Annotated in this window: 14 protein-coding genes; 12 read left to right on the forward strand and 2 right to left on the reverse strand. The window is 58.6% G+C overall.

Features of this window, described 5'->3' with window-relative positions:
• Both K6U75_13980 and gyrB read right to left on the reverse strand, forming a co-directional pair.
• Window positions 1-197, reverse strand: a 197-nt coding sequence (locus tag K6U75_13980; GenBank protein ID MCL6476147.1) for an RHS domain-containing protein, incomplete at its 3' end; no start/stop codon positions are given.
• 117 nt (window positions 198-314) lie between these two features.
• Window positions 315-2,333: a DNA topoisomerase (ATP-hydrolyzing) subunit B gene (gyrB, locus tag K6U75_13985; GenBank protein MCL6476148.1), complete on the reverse strand. Its 2,019-nt coding sequence runs from the start codon at window positions 2,331-2,333 to the stop codon at window positions 315-317.
• 276 nt (window positions 2,334-2,609) lie between these two features.
• Between gyrB and K6U75_13990 the strand changes: the two genes are divergently transcribed.
• The 12 genes from K6U75_13990 to murC all read left to right on the forward strand — a co-directional run bounded on the left by K6U75_13990 (window position 2,610) and on the right by murC (window position 16,745).
• The gene (locus K6U75_13990; GenBank protein MCL6476149.1) at window positions 2,610-3,818 is read left to right on the forward strand and encodes an alpha/beta hydrolase family protein; all 1,209 of its coding nucleotides are present in this window, start codon (window positions 2,610-2,612) and stop codon (window positions 3,816-3,818) included.
• Window positions 3,819-4,006: 188 nt separating this feature from the next.
• A complete protein-coding gene (locus K6U75_13995) occupies window positions 4,007-4,567 on the forward strand; it encodes a division/cell wall cluster transcriptional repressor MraZ (protein MCL6476150.1) in 561 nt (186 codons plus the stop codon).
• Window positions 4,568-4,569: 2 nt separating this feature from the next.
• Window positions 4,570-5,511: a 16S rRNA (cytosine(1402)-N(4))-methyltransferase RsmH gene (gene rsmH, locus K6U75_14000; protein ID MCL6476151.1), complete on the forward strand. Its 942-nt coding sequence runs from the start codon at window positions 4,570-4,572 to the stop codon at window positions 5,509-5,511.
• A 24-nt stretch (window positions 5,512-5,535) separates the two neighbouring features.
• Window positions 5,536-5,880, forward strand: coding sequence for a hypothetical protein (locus K6U75_14005; GenBank protein ID MCL6476152.1), 345 nt, complete (start codon window positions 5,536-5,538; stop codon window positions 5,878-5,880).
• Between the two features lie 15 nt (window positions 5,881-5,895).
• Window positions 5,896-7,776, forward strand: a complete 1,881-nt coding sequence (locus K6U75_14010) for a penicillin-binding protein 2 (GenBank protein MCL6476153.1) — start codon at window positions 5,896-5,898, stop codon at window positions 7,774-7,776.
• A 146-nt stretch (window positions 7,777-7,922) separates the two neighbouring features.
• Window positions 7,923-9,401, forward strand: a complete 1,479-nt coding sequence (locus K6U75_14015; GenBank protein ID MCL6476154.1) for a UDP-N-acetylmuramoyl-L-alanyl-D-glutamate--2,6-diaminopimelate ligase — start codon at window positions 7,923-7,925, stop codon at window positions 9,399-9,401.
• 5 nt (window positions 9,402-9,406) lie between these two features.
• Window positions 9,407-10,783, forward strand: coding sequence for a UDP-N-acetylmuramoyl-tripeptide--D-alanyl-D-alanine ligase (gene murF, locus K6U75_14020; GenBank protein MCL6476155.1), 1,377 nt, complete (start codon window positions 9,407-9,409; stop codon window positions 10,781-10,783).
• 1 nt (window position 10,784) lies between these two features.
• Window positions 10,785-11,780 (forward strand): phospho-N-acetylmuramoyl-pentapeptide-transferase, encoded by a 996-nt coding sequence (gene mraY, locus K6U75_14025; GenBank protein ID MCL6476156.1) that lies wholly within the window; start codon window positions 10,785-10,787, stop codon window positions 11,778-11,780.
• Window positions 11,777-13,171 (forward strand): UDP-N-acetylmuramoyl-L-alanine--D-glutamate ligase, encoded by a 1,395-nt coding sequence (murD, locus tag K6U75_14030; protein MCL6476157.1) that lies wholly within the window; start codon window positions 11,777-11,779, stop codon window positions 13,169-13,171. Before mraY ends, murD begins: the two co-directional genes overlap by 4 nt.
• A complete protein-coding gene (locus K6U75_14035) occupies window positions 13,164-14,366 on the forward strand; it encodes a putative lipid II flippase FtsW (GenBank protein ID MCL6476158.1) in 1,203 nt (400 codons plus the stop codon). The genes murD and K6U75_14035 overlap by 8 nt, the downstream gene beginning before the upstream one ends.
• A complete protein-coding gene (gene murG / locus K6U75_14040; protein ID MCL6476159.1) occupies window positions 14,290-15,375 on the forward strand; it encodes an undecaprenyldiphospho-muramoylpentapeptide beta-N-acetylglucosaminyltransferase in 1,086 nt (361 codons plus the stop codon). Before K6U75_14035 ends, murG begins: the two co-directional genes overlap by 77 nt.
• The gene (gene murC, locus K6U75_14045; GenBank protein ID MCL6476160.1) at window positions 15,372-16,745 is read left to right on the forward strand and encodes a UDP-N-acetylmuramate--L-alanine ligase; all 1,374 of its coding nucleotides are present in this window, start codon (window positions 15,372-15,374) and stop codon (window positions 16,743-16,745) included. Before murG ends, murC begins: the two co-directional genes overlap by 4 nt.
• Window positions 16,746-16,748: the final 3 nt, after the last annotated feature.

Here is a 16,748-nt window from a genome sequence, read left to right on the forward strand (position 1 = left end):
CCTGTGGCGGGCGTCCATTCATAGCCATAGGCGGCGTTCCAGCGGAAGGGGTTGAAGGTGGTGCCGACCTGCTCGACCAAGTTGCCCCACGCATCGTAACTGTAACGGTCGGTGATGTTGCCTGAACTGTCAAGGAGCAAACGGGTGTGTCCTAGCCCATCCAGCACATAATACCGCGTTCCGGCTGGGGAACGCAATCAGCACTCGCACGGTTGCCGTTGAGGCTGTAGGTAAAGGTCCAGCCACGCGAGGACACAGCAGTCAGGCGGTTCTGTGTATACTGCCATCCGGTGGCATTACCCCAGCTTGTCAGGTCAGGCGTGCCAGTCCAGGTTGGTGACCTGCTTGGCGTGGCGCACGATGTACTCCTTGCGTGGTTCCACCTTGTCGCCCATCAGGATGCTAAATATCTCGTCCGCAGCGACGGCGTCCTCCAGTTCCACGCGCACCAGCCGACGGGTGGCGGGGTTCATGGTGGTCTCCGCCAGCTCTTCCGCGTTCATCTCACCCAGCCCTTTGAACCGCCCGACGGTGACGTTTTTGCGCTTCAGGTTTCTCAAGATTTCGTCGCGGTCTTTCTCGGTGCGGGCGTAATAACGTTCGTCCTTACCCGCCTTAATCACGTAGAGTGGCGGTTGCGCGATGTACACGTGCCCCTCCTCGATGAGCGGGCGCATGTAGCGGAAGAAGAAGGTAAGCAGAAGTGTACGGATATGGTCACCGTCCACGTCCGCATCGGTCATGATGATAATGCGGTGGTAGCGCAGTTTGGACAGGTCGAACTTGAAGTCACCGTTCTCCTTCTCGTCGCCGTTTCCGTTGGAGCCATTGCCAGGCCCTGCGATGCCCGTGCCCAGCGCGGTGATGAGGGCGCGAATCTCCTCGTTTTCCAGCGCCTTATCCAGCCGCGCCTTCTCCACGTTCAAAATCTTGCCGCGCAGGGGGAGGACTGCCTGCGTGCGTCGGTCGCGTCCCTGCTTGGCGGAGCCACCTGCCGAATCGCCCTCCACGAGGAACAGCTCGCACAGGCGCGGGTCGCGCTCCGAACAGTCTGCCAGCTTGCCCGGCAGGGAGGTGTTTTCCAGCGCACTCTGGCGTTTCACCAAATCTGCGGCGCGGCGGGCGGCTTCACGGGCGCGCTGCGCCACCAGTGCCTTTTCGACGATGCGTCGGGCAACGGAAGGGTTCTCCTCAAAGTATTGCGACAGCGCCTCGCCGACGATGGAGTTCACCAGACCTTCTATCTCGCTGTTGCCCAGCTTGGTCTTCGTTTGTCCTTCGAACTGCGGGTTCAGCAGCAGCACGCTGATGACGGCAGTCAGCCCTTCACGCACGTCATCGCCGCTGAAGTTGGGGTCTTTCTCCTTCAGCAAGCCGTTTTTCCGCGCGTAGTTGTTGATGACACGCGTCAGCGCGGTCTTAAAGCCCGACACGTGCGTGCCGCCTTCGGTGTTATGGATGTTGTTGGCAAAGGCGAAGATGTTCTCCTGATAGGTGTCGTTGTACTGGATGGCGATTTCCACGTAAGTGTCTTCGCGTGTGCGGGCGAAGTGAATGGGTTTGTGCAGGGGGTCCTTGTTCTCATTCAGCCACTGCACAAACTCCGCCAGTCCGTTCTTATAATGGAAGGTCTGCGTCGGCTCGCCATGCAGTTCGTCGGTAAAGGTGATGGTGACGTTCTTGTTCAGAAAAGCCAGTTCACGGATGCGACGGACGATGCGCTCGGGGTCATAATCGCGCTTCTCGAAGATGAGATGGTCGGGTAGCCAGTGTACCATCGTGCCGGTGTTTTTGGCTTTGCCCACCACTTCCAGAGGGGTCACTGGCGTGCCCCGCTCGAAGCGCTGGCGGTAGCGTTTGCCATCGCGACTGACCTCCACCACCAGCCACTCGGAGAGGGCGTTCACGCACGACACCCCCACACCGTGCAGTCCACCGGAGACGCGATACCCGCCGCCACCGAACTTGCTGCCCGCGTGCAGGCGCGTCATCGCCAGCTCCACGCCGGTCAAACCGGTCTCTTTGTTGATGTCTACAGGGATACCGCGCCCATTGTCGGTGACGGAAAGGCTGCCATCGGAGTGGAGTACCACATCGATACGGGTGCAGAAGCCAGCCAGTGCTTCGTCGATACTGTTGTCTATCACCTCATAGAAGAGCTGATGGAGACCGCGCACGCCGGTATCGGCGATATACATGCCGGGACGTCGCCGTACCGCTTCCAGCCCCTCCAGTACGGTAAACTCCTGCGCGGTGTACTCGCGGTCAACGGTAGTCACTAAGGACTGTTCGTCGTCAGTTTGGGGTGTCGCCAGTGTTCCCGGTTTTGCCATGCGTTTTTCCTTCCTACACCTCCGAGCGGAAAAATCCACGTCTCAGCAGGCTTTCCTGAGGAGATTTCCAATATATTGTATCAGAAACGCTTCAGGTTGTCAAATATTGAGAGTGTAACCGGCCTTCCAGCAGTCCAGGCGACTGTTCAGGCGGGACAGGTGTGGGATGATCGCGCTCTGCCTGGAGCCGGATGCCTGTGGATATCGCTGAGCCGCAGAGGGAACTACCTGTCGAGATGCGAATAGCAGGGATAAAGCAGGGCACGAGGTGAGCAGATGACGAAATTGCTGTACTTGACGCTTCTTTTGGGGTGTGTGGTCTGGAGCAGCGCGCAACCTGCATCCGATGAGTGGTTCCGCTATCCGCCTCAACCGGTAGAGGCACAGGTGCAGCTTCTCCGCACAACACAGGAGAATACTCATCTGCTCGTCAGGTTCCCCAGTCTGCTGGTGACTCCGGATTATCCCCAGAACAGCACGGTATACGCGGAGGTGTTTATCCCTCACCAGAGTGAGAGAATGCCCGCGGTCGTTATCCTGCATTCATGGGGAGTGCAGAAGCCGGACATTGAGCTTTCGCTGGCTCGCTTTCTGGCAAAGCGTGGTTTTGTGACGGCGGTCATGACTTTACCGTACCACATCCAGCGCACGCCCAGCGGCTACTTGAGCGGAGAACTGATGATTGTATCCGATGCGGAACACATGCGCCGCACCATGCGCCAGGCGGCGCTCGACGTGCGGCGGTTGATCGACTGGCTGCAGTCTCAGGCTCAAATAGATGCCGAGAAGATAGGCATCGTTGGTATCAGTCTGGGGGCTATCGTGGGCGCTCTGACGCTGGGGGTGGAACCACGACTGCAGGCAGGAGTGCTGGTGCTGGGTGGGGCAAATCTGGCCCATGTGCTGTGGCGCAGCCCGTTGACGATGAACATCCGTGCCGAACTACGGGGTAAAGGGATTGGCTATGAGAAGCTGCGTGAGGAGATGCTGCCGGTAGAACCGCGGACTTTCCTGAATGGGCAGTACGGTCACCGAGTGTTGATGGTCAACGGCAGGTACGACCTGGTGATACCTCGGGAAGATGCGCTGGCATTGCGGCGTGCCCTCGGGGATGGTCCCCTATTGTGGCTGAACACCGGGCATTATGGACCCGCGCTGGTGCAATCGGCGTTATTCGATGTGGTTGGGCGTTTCCTGAGCGCGAATCTGCAGAATGGCTCCGAGCCGTTTTCTCTGCCGACCACCCTGCACGAACCGACCATCCGGGTCGGTTTGCTTTACAGCGGGGTATGGGGCGCACGTGTGAGCACGGCGATAGATATCTGGCGCTGGGAACGTGAAGGCAGGGCGGGGGTTGCCTTACAGGCTTCGCCACGCAATATCTCTCTGCTGGTGGGGTTTCGCCCGCTTTCACCCCTGCACGTGGGCATCGAGCTGTCCTCGCGTGCACCGGCGGGGTATATATTGTTCCACTTCGTTCTGTAGGCAGTCACCGCGGCTCAGGGGCATCCTCATCGCACAGGTTGTGGTGCAGTAATACTCCACTCATATATGTCTACATCTAGTGGTCTCCAGAAAATTTTTCTCAAAATATTGAGAAAATCCCTCGAAAACCGTTGACAAGCCCGCCCCTCATTTTTTACAATGTATGCAACCGAGTGGATGTTGAGTGGATGCCAGGTGGTGAAAAGGTGGAGGAAAAGGCTCCAGATAGCACACTGGATGAGAATCGGGTGGAGGCGCCAGAGCAAGCACCTGGGGGTGAGGCGCTTGCTGCGTTGCAGGGATACTCGGAGCACTCGGTGGATGACAAGGGGCGTATCATCATGCCGCAGCGCTTCCGAGACCTGTTTGGGCGCTCCTGTGTGATGACGCAGGGTTGGAACCGGAGCCTGTTTGTGTTTCATCCTGTCACCTGGCAACGGATACGTTCGCAGCTGGCGCAGCTTCCCTTCATGAGTGAGGAAGCAGTACGCCTGCAACGGTTTTTCATCAGTCCAGCAACGGACGTAGATATCGATTCGCAGGGGCGTTTAGCGATTCCTGCCCATCTGCGCGATTGGGCACGGATTGCTTTACCGACTTCGGAAACGCCCAGTGTGGTGGTGATTATCGGCGCGCCGTATCGTCTGGAGGTATGGAGTAAGGAGCGATGGAAGGAGACCAACTCTCAGATTGAAGACGGTGCCGTCTTCCAGGCGGCAGCCACACTGGGCGTGAGGCTGGAGCTGTGAGCATGATAACCATGAACAGTCATACACCGGTGATGGTGCGCGAGGTACTGGAACTGCTCCGTCCGCAGCCTGGAGAATTCATTGTGGATGCTACGGTGGGGCTGGGTGGACATTCGGTGGAGATTGCTCCCCGCCTGATACCGAGCGGCTGGCTTATCGGCATTGACCGCGACCCGGGCGCGCTGGAGACCGCTGCCCGTCGGCTCGAGCAGTTCAGTGGAGCCATCCGTGTGACGCTGGTTCACGCGGACTTTCGCGATTTGCCCCGGGTGCTGAGTGAGCGTGGGCTGGAAGGAGCAGACGGTATCCTGTATGACCTCGGTGTGAGTTCGATGCAGCTGGATAGTGCGGAACGCGGTTTCAGCTTCCGTTTCGACGCGCCGCTGGACATGCGCATGGACCCAAGCCAGCCGGGCATTACCGCGGCCGACATCGTGAACCGGTGGAGTGAGATGGACCTGCGCCGGCTCATACAGGAGTACGGAGAGGAGCCTGCCGCCGCTCGCATTGCCCGTGCGATTGTGCAAAATCGCCCGATACTGACCACTCAGCAGCTCGCGACGCTGGTAGCCAAGGCGATAGGGCGCCGTGGTGGGCACATCCATCCGGCAACGCGGACGTTTCAGGCTTTGCGCATCGCGGTCAACCGTGAACTGGAGGGCTTGCAGGAGGCAATCGAGCAGGCGGTTCATTGCCTGCTGCCGGGCGGGCGCATCGTCGTGCTGACTTACCATTCGTTAGAGGCGCGTGCGGTTAAACGGGCGTTTCAGCGGTTGAGCGGCCGGTGTATTTGTCCACCTCATGTGCCTGAGTGCCAGTGTGGAGCAGAGCGGTTGATACGCCTTCTGACACCACATGCACTCAAGCCAAATGCAGAGGAGGTCGCTGTCAATCCGCGCTCTCGCAGTGCGCAGTGCCGTGCTGCCGAGAGGCTTGCGGATTAGTTATCTACAAGGCAGGAGGGTGATATGGTTTTTCAGGATGTGGTTCGCACGGGGGTGCGGGTACGGTCTCAAGCTGTCGTCAGGTACCGCATTCTTGCAGGGACGCGCCTGTGGTGCGTGCTGGTTTTCGCCGGGGTAGTGGCTTACCTTACAGCGTGTGGCTATGTTTACAATCTCTCCCGTGAGAGACACAGGCTGTTCATTCAGCGGGAGGCTCTTCGGAAAGAGTACTACCTGCTGTTGAGCCAGTATGAGACCCTGCGCGATCCGGTGCGTATCCAGAAGCGGGCACAAGCATTCGGCATGGTACCGCTCACCCAACCGCAGGCGGTTGCCAGTGCGCCGGTCGTTCTGGCACAGCGACACTGAGCAGAAGGTGTACCAATGGCTGTGCGTCGGCGGAGGCGTCCGTTCACCCTTGAGGACGCCCGGTGGAGGTTGCTGCTGACCGGGTGGCTGATAACATTGCTCTTCTTCGGTGCATGGGCGCGTTTGTTGTATCTGCAGACTGCCAAAGCGGATGCTCTGCGTGCCCAGGCCGAGCGGTACGGGGGACTGCGCAAAAAGAGGTGGACAGTGTACGGGATGCGCGGAACCATCAGAGACCGTCTGGGTAACGTGCTTGCCATGGATGTGATGTCCGTGTCGATTTATGTCCGTCCCAAAGCGGTCACCGATGCGCGATCCGTGGCACGCCAGCTCAGCCCCTTTGTCGGCAAACCAGCTGCGGAGATTGAGCGAGAGATTCTCGAGAGGAAGAGGCGCATCGAGGAAGCCGAAAAGCAACGAATGTTCGGACAGGGTAGCGGATTCAATACACCTGTTGCCCCCTCCTTCACGTTGAAGAAAGACCTGGTGGGCGAACCGGCGAGGCGACTCAAAGAGGCAATGGCGGACGAGCGGAGACGGGTGGCAAAAGCTATCCGTGACTCCGCGCGTCTAAGGCGCCCTGTTCAGGTGACTTCGTGGCTGGATGGCGTGGACGTGGTGGACGAACCAAGCCGCCATTATCCGTACCGGGCTATGGCTTCTGCGCTCATCGGTTTCACCGATACAGACGGGAGAGGCGCCGAGGGGCTCGAGCACCTTTACGACAACGTGCTTGCTGCCACGCATGGCGAGGTTGAAGGAGTGCTGGGATCTCGCGGGCACATAATGCCAGGTACGCGGGTAGTCAGGCGGCTGGGTGTCGACGGAGGCGACGTGCAACTCACTATCGATGCGAATATCCAGAGCATTGCCGAGAGTTGCCTGCAGGAGGTAATGGAGAAGCACCAGCCCGCAGGAGCCTGTGCCATTGTGATGGATGTGCAAAGCGGTGACCTGCTTGCGGTGGCGAATATGCCTCGTGTCGACCTGAACAACTGGGTTCAAGAACTGAAAAAGTATGGGCAGCGCGTCATGCACAACATGGCGATGAAGTTCCTGTTTGAACCGGGCTCGACGTTCAAGCCCATTACCATCGCCACTGCCATGCAGGCAGGGGTAGTAGGAGAAGGCAGTCGGTTCCATTGTAGTGGCTCCATGAAAATCGGGAAGCATACTATCCATTGTGCCCGGCACGGTGGTTCAAGGGCGCATGGTCACCAGACTCTGCGTGACGTAGTTGCTCATTCCTGTAACATAGCTACTGCCCAGATTGGCATGAGGCTGGGATCTTCTGCTCTGTATGAGACGACTGAGCGGTTCGGTTTGCTGGAAAAGCCTGTTAAGGGTAGCGAAGCAGGCAGGTTAGAAAAACCACGCCGATGGCAGAAGATCCGCCTGGCAAACGTGGCGTTCGGACAGGGTTTACAGGTCACCCCTCTGGGGCTGGCAGCTGCCTACGCCGCGATAGCCAACGATGGAGTGTATGTGAAGCCTCGTCTGTTGTTGAATGAGCCGGTGGAGACCCACGCCGTGCTGTCGCCGGAGGTGGCACGCCAAATGCGCGATTACCTTCGGGCAGTGGTGGACGAGGGCACAGGCAAGCTGGCGGAGGTCAAGGGATATGAGATAGCCGGTAAGACCGGCACGGCGCAGAAGGTGATACCCGGCAGGCGAGGATACGCGCCGGGCAAATATGTTGCCTCTTTCGTAGGGTTTGCCCCGGCTGACAATCCGCGTATTGTGGTGCTGGTTGTAGTGGATGAACCGCGCAATGGTTATTTTGGAGGTGTGGTCGCCGCGCCTGCTTTTGCCCGCATCACCGAGCGGGTGCTGGTGTATCTGGGCGTTCCCGCGATGCATGATAAGCAGAAACACATCCCGTTTTCTAAGCGTTGACATTGGGGTTTAGCGGACTGTTGGCGCATACTGTATAATAGGTGGGGTATCGCAAGGATACATACGCCGGGCGCGCTGTGCGAATCGGTGTAAGGATAGAGCGCAGACTGTTTTGTAAGACAAGGCAAGGCTGTGAGGTGAACCGGATGCCGCGAGTTCTGTTGTCTGAGCTTATCGAATTACTCCCTGAGGTGCGCCTCTCTGGCGCTTCGGATATTCAGGTATGGGTAACGGATGTTGCCTGCGACTCGCGCAAGGTCAAACCGGGTGCGCTGTTTGTGGCGATACCGGGTCAGCAGTTCGACGGACATGACTTCGTGCCGGACGCCGTAGCGCGAGGTGCGGTAGCGGTTGTGGTAGAACACCCCGTAGAGGTTACGTCAGTGCCTGTGCTGCAGGTGCCTCATGCTCGCGAGGCGCTGGCTTTGCTTGCCAACGGGTTTTATGGTTTCCCGTCGCGCAGGCTGTTGCTGGTTGGGGTGACGGGCACCAACGGAAAGACGACCACCACGCACCTCATCGCTCATGTACTTCGCACCAGCGGCTTGTCGACAGGCAGCATGGGAACTTTGGGCGCAGTTCTGGACGGGGTGGGTGAAGTGCCTATCTCCCACACCACGCCGGAGGCGCCCGATATCCAGTATGTGCTTTATACCGCTGTGCAGAACGGCGTGAAGGCAGTGGCGATGGAGGTTTCTTCTCATGCGCTGCACCAGCACCGAACGCTGGGATTGGAGTTTGACGTCGCGGTCTTCACCAACCTGACGCAGGACCACCTGGACTATCACAAGACGATGGAGAACTATGCGGCGAGCAAGCGCAGGCTCTTCGTGGACTATCCGCCGCGCAGCACCAAACATGCCCATGTCGTCTTCAATCTGGACGACCCCACAGGCAGGCAATGGTATGAGGAAAGCGTTTATGACCGATGGGGATATGGGGTATCCAGTCCGGATGCTTGCGTGCGGGCATCGGAGGTGCGCCTGTTTCCTGATGGCGTGGAGATGCGTGTGGTGACCCCCGAAGGGGAGCATCACGTGCGCGTTCCTCTTGGAGGCGCGTTTCAGGTGTACAATATTCTGGCGGCAATCACCGCTTCGCTGGCGCTGTCGCTTTCGCCCGATACTGTGGTCAATGCGTTGCGCGACGTTCCGCAGGTGCCTGGGCGATTTGAAATCGTTTCCAATCGTCGCGGCATCACGGTCATCGTGGATTACGCACATACGCCCGATGCGCTGGAGAATCTGTTGCGTTCCGCAAGGGCATTACAGCCTCGTCGTCTAATTACTGTATTTGGCTGCGGCGGCAACCGCGACCGGTCTAAACGTCCCAGGATGGGGGCTATTGCCTCTGAACTATCAGACCTTTGCGTGGTTACCTCCGACAACCCGCGCAATGAGCCGCCGGAAGCCATTATCGACGAGATACTGCAGGGCATTCGCCAACGGGAAGATGTACGGGTGGAGCCAGACCGTCGCCGTGCTATTGCTCTCGCTATAGAGAGCGCGCAGGCGGGCGACATGGTGGTGATCGCGGGAAAGGGGCATGAGACGGTGCAAATCGTTGGCGATCAGCGAATCCCGTTTGACGACAGGCAGGTTGCGCGCGAGATGCTGGAAGGTTGAACACAATGGAACCCATTACTCTGGATACTATCGCCAAAGCCATCGGTGGGGTGCTTACTGGAGAGCGAACAGCCCTCGTCAAAGGCATCGGCATTGACAGCCGGACCATTGAGGCTGGACACCTCTTCTTTGCCATACCGGGCGAGCGCACCGATGGACATCAGTACGTGCGCATGAGTGCGGAGCGGGGCGCGGTGGGCGCCGTGGTTTCACGACCGGTAGACGCGCCGCAAGGCTTTCCGCTCATCTATGTCGCAGATACCGTCTGGGCGCTGGGGTGTTTTGCTCGCTGGTATCGGGGTCTTTTTGACATTCCCGTGATAGGGATTACGGGCAGCACGGGCAAAACCACCACCAAAGAGATGACTGCTGCCGCTCTCAGCGCACGCCACACGGTTCTCAAGTCTCCGCAGAACCTGAATAACGAGATAGGTTTACCTCTGACGATTTCGCAGCTGGAGAGGCACCACACCGTGGCGGTGCTGGAGATGGCAATGCGAGGCAGGGGACAAATTGACTGGCTGGCAAACATTGCACGTCCTTCCATTGGCGTGATTACCAACATCGGGTGGGCGCACCTTGAGCTGCTTGGCTCAAGGGATAACATTGCCCTGGCAAAATCGGAAATTCTGTACCGTCTCCCCGAAGACGGTGTGGCTGTGCTGAATGCAGACGACGATTATTTTGAATTTTGCCGCCGGCAGGTGCGCTGCAGGGTGATTACATTCGGACATCGGCGCGGGGCAACAGTGCGGGCGGTAAAGCCACAGATGGAACGGGATGGTAAGGTTCGATGTATCGTGCGCTACGGGCGAGAGATCTCGCCGCTACAAGTTCCCGTGCCCGGTTTGCATCACTTGAGCAATGCGCTGGCAGCCCTCGCCTGCGCAGTGGCGGTGGGTGTTCCGCTTGCGGAAGCTACCGTCTATTTGCAGCAAATGCAGGCAGTGGAACAGCGGATGCAGGTGTGTCGGACAGCCAAGCAGATAACCGTGCTCGATGACACCTACAATGCTAATCCAGCGTCAGTCAAAGCAGCTTTACACACGATGGAGCGGATGGCAAACGGCTGCAGGCGGATAGTGGTTTTGGGAGATATGCTGGAGTTGGGCGAAGAAGCCCCCCAACTGCACCGTGAGGTCGGTCAGGAAGCGGCTCGGATTGGCGCGCAGGTGATTGTGGCGGTGGGTGAGATGGCAGAGGAGATCGTTCGTGGTGCAAAATCGGCAGGAAACCCCTCGGTGTGTTTGACTTTCAGCGACAGCAACGCCGCAGCGGAAAACATTCTTCGCTATCTGCAGCCGGGTGACATGGTGCTGGTGAAAGGTTCACGCGCTCTTCACATGGAGCTGGTCGTGAAAGCCATTTCCGAGGACTGTTAACATGCTCTGGTTCTGGGTGGCATTTAGCTTTGCGCTGGTGGTCGTGCTGGCGATGGGCGAGCCGACTCTGCGTGTGCTGGTGTCTGTCAAGGCTGGTCAGGCTATTCGCGAGGATGCACCGGAGCGTCACCGCACCAAAGCGGGAACGCCGACAATGGGCGGTGTGCTGATAGTAACCGGTCTGGTGATAGGAGTATTGTTGACACTGGGGATACAAGCTGCCCTTTCTCAACAAACGCTCACCAGAGCATGGGACCCGGCGGCTTTTTGTACTACTGTGCTGGCCTTCGCGGGGATTGGCTTGCTGGATGACTACCTGATTATCCGGCGTGGTAAGAATCTGGGCTTAAAGGCGCGTCAGAAGCTATTGATGCAGTGTGCTGTAGCGCTTGCTTTTGCGGCATACCTCTTTGTCAACGCCGAGATCGGTGTGACCACAGTGCTCCAGGCTGGCGAATGGCGCGTGGACCTGGGCGGCTGGTATTATCCTCTGGCGGTGTTGTTTATCGTCGCTTTGTCGAACGCGGTAAACCTTGCCGATGGGCTGGATGGTCTGGCAGCGGGGTTATCGCTGATTGCGGCATGTGCGCTGGGCAGTGTCGCTGGTTTACGCGACCCCTCGTGGGTGCTGCAAGGTGCGGGGGCATTAGGTGGAGCATGTGCGGGCTTTTTGAACTTTAACCGCTATCCGGCTCGGGTATTCATGGGAGATACCGGCTCGCTGGCATTGGGGGCCGCCCTGGCGCTGGTTGCCATCTTTGCCAAGGCGGAGTTGATTGCCATGGTAGTGCTAATGGTCTTCTGGATAGAAATGCTATCGGTGATACTGCAGGTCATTTCGTTTCAGACGACAGGCAAGCGGATATTCCGAATGTCTCCACTGCACCACCACTTCGAGTTACTGGGGATGCACGAGACTCGTGTGGTCATGATGTTCTGGATAGCGGGCATTGTCAGCGGTGCCGCGGGTTATGTGCTCGCACGGGTGAGTATATGAAACACACGCAGTGGCGAAACAAACGCATACTGGTGGTGGGTATCGGGCGGAGCGGTTACGACGTGGCTCGGGTACTGCACCAGCTGGGGGCATCTGTTACCGCCTGTGATGCCCGGTTCCCTGAACTGGCAAACCGTCTGGCAGAGCAGGGAGTACAGGTTTTGACCGGCTGGCAGGGGGGCTTGCCAGGGAAGGCTTATGACCTCGTGATAACCAGCCCGGGAGTTCCTCAATGGGCTGAGGTGTTGCAGGATGCGGTCAGGAAGGACATCCCCGTCTGGTCGGAGGTGGAGTTCGCCTTCCATCTGAGCGAGGCTCCGATAGTTGCCGTGACTGGAACCAACGGTAAAAGCACCACTGCGGCACTGGTCGCACACATTCTTCACACAGCAGGCTATCGCTCGATATTGTGCGGTAACATCGCCGCCGACGGGATGGAGCGTACCCTGACCGACGCCGCTTCACAGGCAGAGCCCGAGGATATCCTGGTTGCCGAGGTCAGCAGTTTTCAACTGGAGTGGGTGCATGAGTTCCGTCCTGTTGTCGGAGTATGGACGACTCTGTCACCCGACCACCTGGACCGCCACGGTTCCCTCGAAGAGTATGGCAAAGTCAAGGCGAGACTGTTTCGTCGCCAAACGGGGACGGATTTTGCCGTTATCCCCGGCGACGATGACTTCATCTGCAGTCTGGTGAAAACAACGGCAAAATATATCTATTTTTCTCATCAGAACATAGATAAAAATGGGTGCTTCGTGGTCTGGTGTGATGCAGATGGGGTATACTTCAGGAAAGGGGAAGGGGTCAACCGCCTCGCTTCTATCGGACGATACCGACTGTACGGTGAGCACAACCGACGTAACCTGGCAGCGGCGGTTGCTGCTTGCCTCCCCTGGAACATCGCGGGAGAACGGCTGGAGGAAGCCATAGCCACCTTCCGCCCGCTACCCCATCGCATGGAATGGGTGGCGGAAATCGATGGGGTGCAGTACATCAACAACTCCATGTGCACTAATCTGCAAGCGGTTGAGGAAAGTCTGAGAACCGTACCCTCACCGGTCGTGCTCATTATGGGGGGCGTGGATAAAAGCGGTACTCCTTTTGGCAACCTTGTGCCGCTTTTGCAACAGAAGGCGCGAGGCGTGGTGCTTATCGGAGCAGACGCGCAGAACATCGAGGAGAAGCTCCGCACGGCGGGGTGGGAACGTATCGTTCGGTGCGACGGTCTGGAAGAGGCGGTTTTACGCGCCCGTGACCTTGCCCATCGGGGTGACTGCATCATGTTGTCGCCCGGATGCGCGAGCTTTGACATGTTTGTCAATTTTCAGGAACGGGGGAACGCCTTTCGCCGCATCGTGCATCGGCTGGAGGGAGAGGGAAACGATGAGTGATGTACACCGCGCCAGGGAGGACAGACTGCTTGCTTGGGCGGTTTTCGCGCTGGTGATTGTGGGATTGATTGTGGTATACGACGCCAGTTTTCCGAAGCAAGGCTCCTCGCAACTGTTGAAACAGTCTATTTGGGCTGGGGTAGGTCTGCTGGCGTATGCGGTTGGCAGGCGTGTTTCCCTCACTTTCCTGCACAAAGCCGCGGTGCCCGTGTTTATCTTATCCCTGGGGCTGATGATGGCGGTGCTGACCCCCCTCGGCGTGGAACGCAATGGGGCACTTCGCTGGCTCAAACTGGGACAGATTGGCGCTTTTGAGGTTCTGGTACAGCCTTCCGAGCTCGGCAAAATCGCGCTGATTGTATTGCTGGCGAGTTTGCTCTGCGCACCCAACCTGATCGGTTCATGCGAAAAGACGCGCAAGCAAAACTATTTATGGGCGCTGTTCGGTATCCTGCTGGCAGCCGGGATTGTGGTGAAAGTGCAGGACGACCTGGGTACCGCGCTGGTGTTCGTTGGGATCGGAGTCGGGATGCTTTTCGCGGCGGGTCTACCTTTCCGTCGCGTCGCATTGCTGGTCGCGGTGCTGGCAGTGGTCGCCGTCATCTTCATCTTTGAGAAAGAGTATCGCCTGCAGCGCGTCATCGCGTTTACCCAGCCGTTTGCTTACATAAATACCTCGGGTTACCAGCTCGCCCACTCGCTGATGGGTATAGGCTCCGGCGGGATTTGGGGAGTGGGACTTGGAATGGGACGCGCAAAAGAGTTCCTGCCGGCGGCAGAGACTGACTTTGTGTTTACAACCGTTGCGGAAGAGACCGGTATATTCGGCAGCACCGCGATTATGGTACTGCTGGCGCTGGTATCGTGGCGGGTATTCCTTGTGGCACACAGGGCTCAAGCGATGTTTCTTCTCCTGCTGGCAAGCGGTCTGGGACTCATGATTGCATGGCAGAGCCTGTTGAATCTTTATGTGGTTACCGGCGCAGTGCCGACGACCGGTGTGCCTTTGCCGTTCATCAGCTATGGAGGTTCGTCACTGGTCAGTTTGCTATTCAGTATAGGTTTGGTTCAAAAAGTTGCAGGCAATCCGATGATGGAGCGCGTGAAAGAGGCTTCTTATGCGCGTGCTGCTGGTGGGCGGGGGAACCGGCGGTCATCTGTTTCCCGCCGTGAGTATCGCCGAGGCGTTGCGTGACGCCGGTGTCAGCGATATCGCATTTGCCGGGCGTGAGGATGGTCTGGAGGGGCGTGTTATTCCATCCATGGGATGGCGTTTCTATGCCATTCGGGCATTGCCCCTGCGGCGGTCGCTGGCTCCGGCAGCGATAGGTGCATTGTTGCGTACGGTGAGCACTGCCCGCCGCATTCTGCGCGAGTTTGCCCCCGACGTGGTGGTGGCTACTGGGGGATATGTGGCGGCAGGTGTGGTGCTGGCGCAGGCACTGCGGCGCGGCAAAATCGTGTTGCACGAGCAGAACGCCATTCCGGGACGCGCTAATCGCTGGCTGGCTCGATGGGCGCGGAGGGTGTGCATCACTTTTGAAAGCACGGCGCGTTATTTTGGCGGAAGCCTCTGTGTGCATACTGGACTGCCGGTGCGGAAGGAGTTACTGCAAGCGCGTATGCAGAGCCATTCTGCCCGCGATGCGCTGGAGCTGAACCCTGACGAGCGAGTGCTGTTTGTTATCGGGGGCAGTCAGGGGGCGCGCACACTGAACAGCTGGACACTGGAGATATTGCCGGAACTGCAGCGGGCAGGAGTGCAGGTGATACATCAGGTGGGCGAGCGCAACATGGCGGATTTCGAGCAGTATTCGCAGCTCGATGGCTATCGGTGGTTTGGGTTTATGGATGCATCGACACTCGGGCGGGCGCTATCGGCGGCAGACCTTGTGCTTTCGCGGGCAGGTGCCTCAACGCTGAACGAAATCGCGCTGTTCGGCAAGGCAGCAGTGTTCGTGCCCTATCCCTATGCCTATGCAGACCATCAGTGGCACAATGCGCAGGAACTGGCGCGTCTCGGTGGGGCGGTGGTCTTTCGCGAAGGGGAGATAGATGCCCGCAGGCTCGCCGGAGAACTGCTGGATCTTCTGAAGGATGAATGCAGGCTACAACAGATGGGCGCGGCAAACTGTCGGTGGAGCAGAGAAGACGCCGCAGAGCGGGTGGTTCAACAGGTGATGGAGGTGGCGGATCAGCCATGAATGCTCTCCGCGTACATTTTGCGGGAATCGGCGGCATCGGCATGAGCGCGATTGCGCAGGTGCTGCACCAGCGCGGATGGCAGGTCACCGGATGCGACCTCAAGCCAAGCCCCATCACGCAGAAGCTTCAGGAGCAGGGCATCACGGTCTGGTTGGGGCACGACCCCACCCATGTGCAGGGATGTGACGTGTTCGTATACACGGCGGCGGTGCATGAGGACAATCCCGAGCTCATTGCAGCACGCAACACGGGAATCCGGGTGCTGCGCCGGTCGCAGGCGCTGGGTATGTTGCTGGAAGGTCATAAAGGCATTGCGGTAACGGGCACGCACGGCAAGACCACCACCACCGCAATGGTGGCGTCTGTGCTGGAAGCAGCGGGCGCGGACCCGCAGGTGCTGATTGGGGGGGAGGTGCGTCGGTACGGCGGTAATGTACGGTTGGGACGGGGGGAGTACGTCGTCGTCGAGGCGTGTGAGGCATATGACTCCTTCCTGGACCTGTGTCCGTACGCGGCGGTAGTAACCAACGTGGAAGCGGAGCATCTGGACTACTATCAGACCGAGCAAAGGATGCTGGAAAGCTATCGTCGGTTTGTGTCACAGGTTAGTGCAGAAGGGTTTGTGCTGACTTGGGCAGACGACGGGCGTTCTCTGGAGATATGTGACCAGGCCGTCGCAAAGGTGGTTACCTTTGGAAGGAGCCGCCGGGCGGATTACCGCGCTGTACCCGCAGATGGTGAGGGCGTGTTTCAGGTGCAGGCGCACGGTGAGACGCTGGGAGCAATCCGTCTGCGGGTGCCCGGCGCGCACAATGTGCTGAATGCGGTAGCCGCCGCTGGAGCAAGCGTGGAGCTGGGCTTATCCTTTGATGCTGTGCGTGAGGGGCTGGAGAGTTTTGAGGGTGTGCAGCGCAGGCTGGAGTTTGTCGGGCAGGCGAAGGGCGTGCAGATTTACGATGATTACGGTCACCATCCGACGGAGATAGAAGCAACCCTAGTCACCTTGCGTCCGCGAGTGAAAAAAAGGCTGGTGGTCGCGTTTCAGCCTCACCTCTACAGCCGAACGCGCGACTTCCTGCACCGGTTCGCAGATGTGCTGGCGCAGGGCAGTGATGTGCTGGTACTGGTAGAAATCTATCCGGCGAGAGAGGAACCCATACCGGGTATCAGTTCCGCACGTCTTGCGGATGAGGTTCGTTGGCGGCGACCGGATATGCAGGTTATCCTGGCAGATACACCCGAACGGGCAGCGGAGGTGTTACTGCAGATAGTGCGGGAGGATGATACAGTGTTAACGTTAGGAGCGGGGGAACTGGACCGCACTGCCCGCCTGTTGCTACAGTTACTGGGAGGTGCAGACGGTGTCTGAAAA

The sequence above is a fragment of the Bacillota bacterium genome, assembly GCA_023511455.1.
Classification (GTDB): domain Bacteria; phylum Armatimonadota; class HRBIN16; order HRBIN16; family HRBIN16; genus HRBIN16.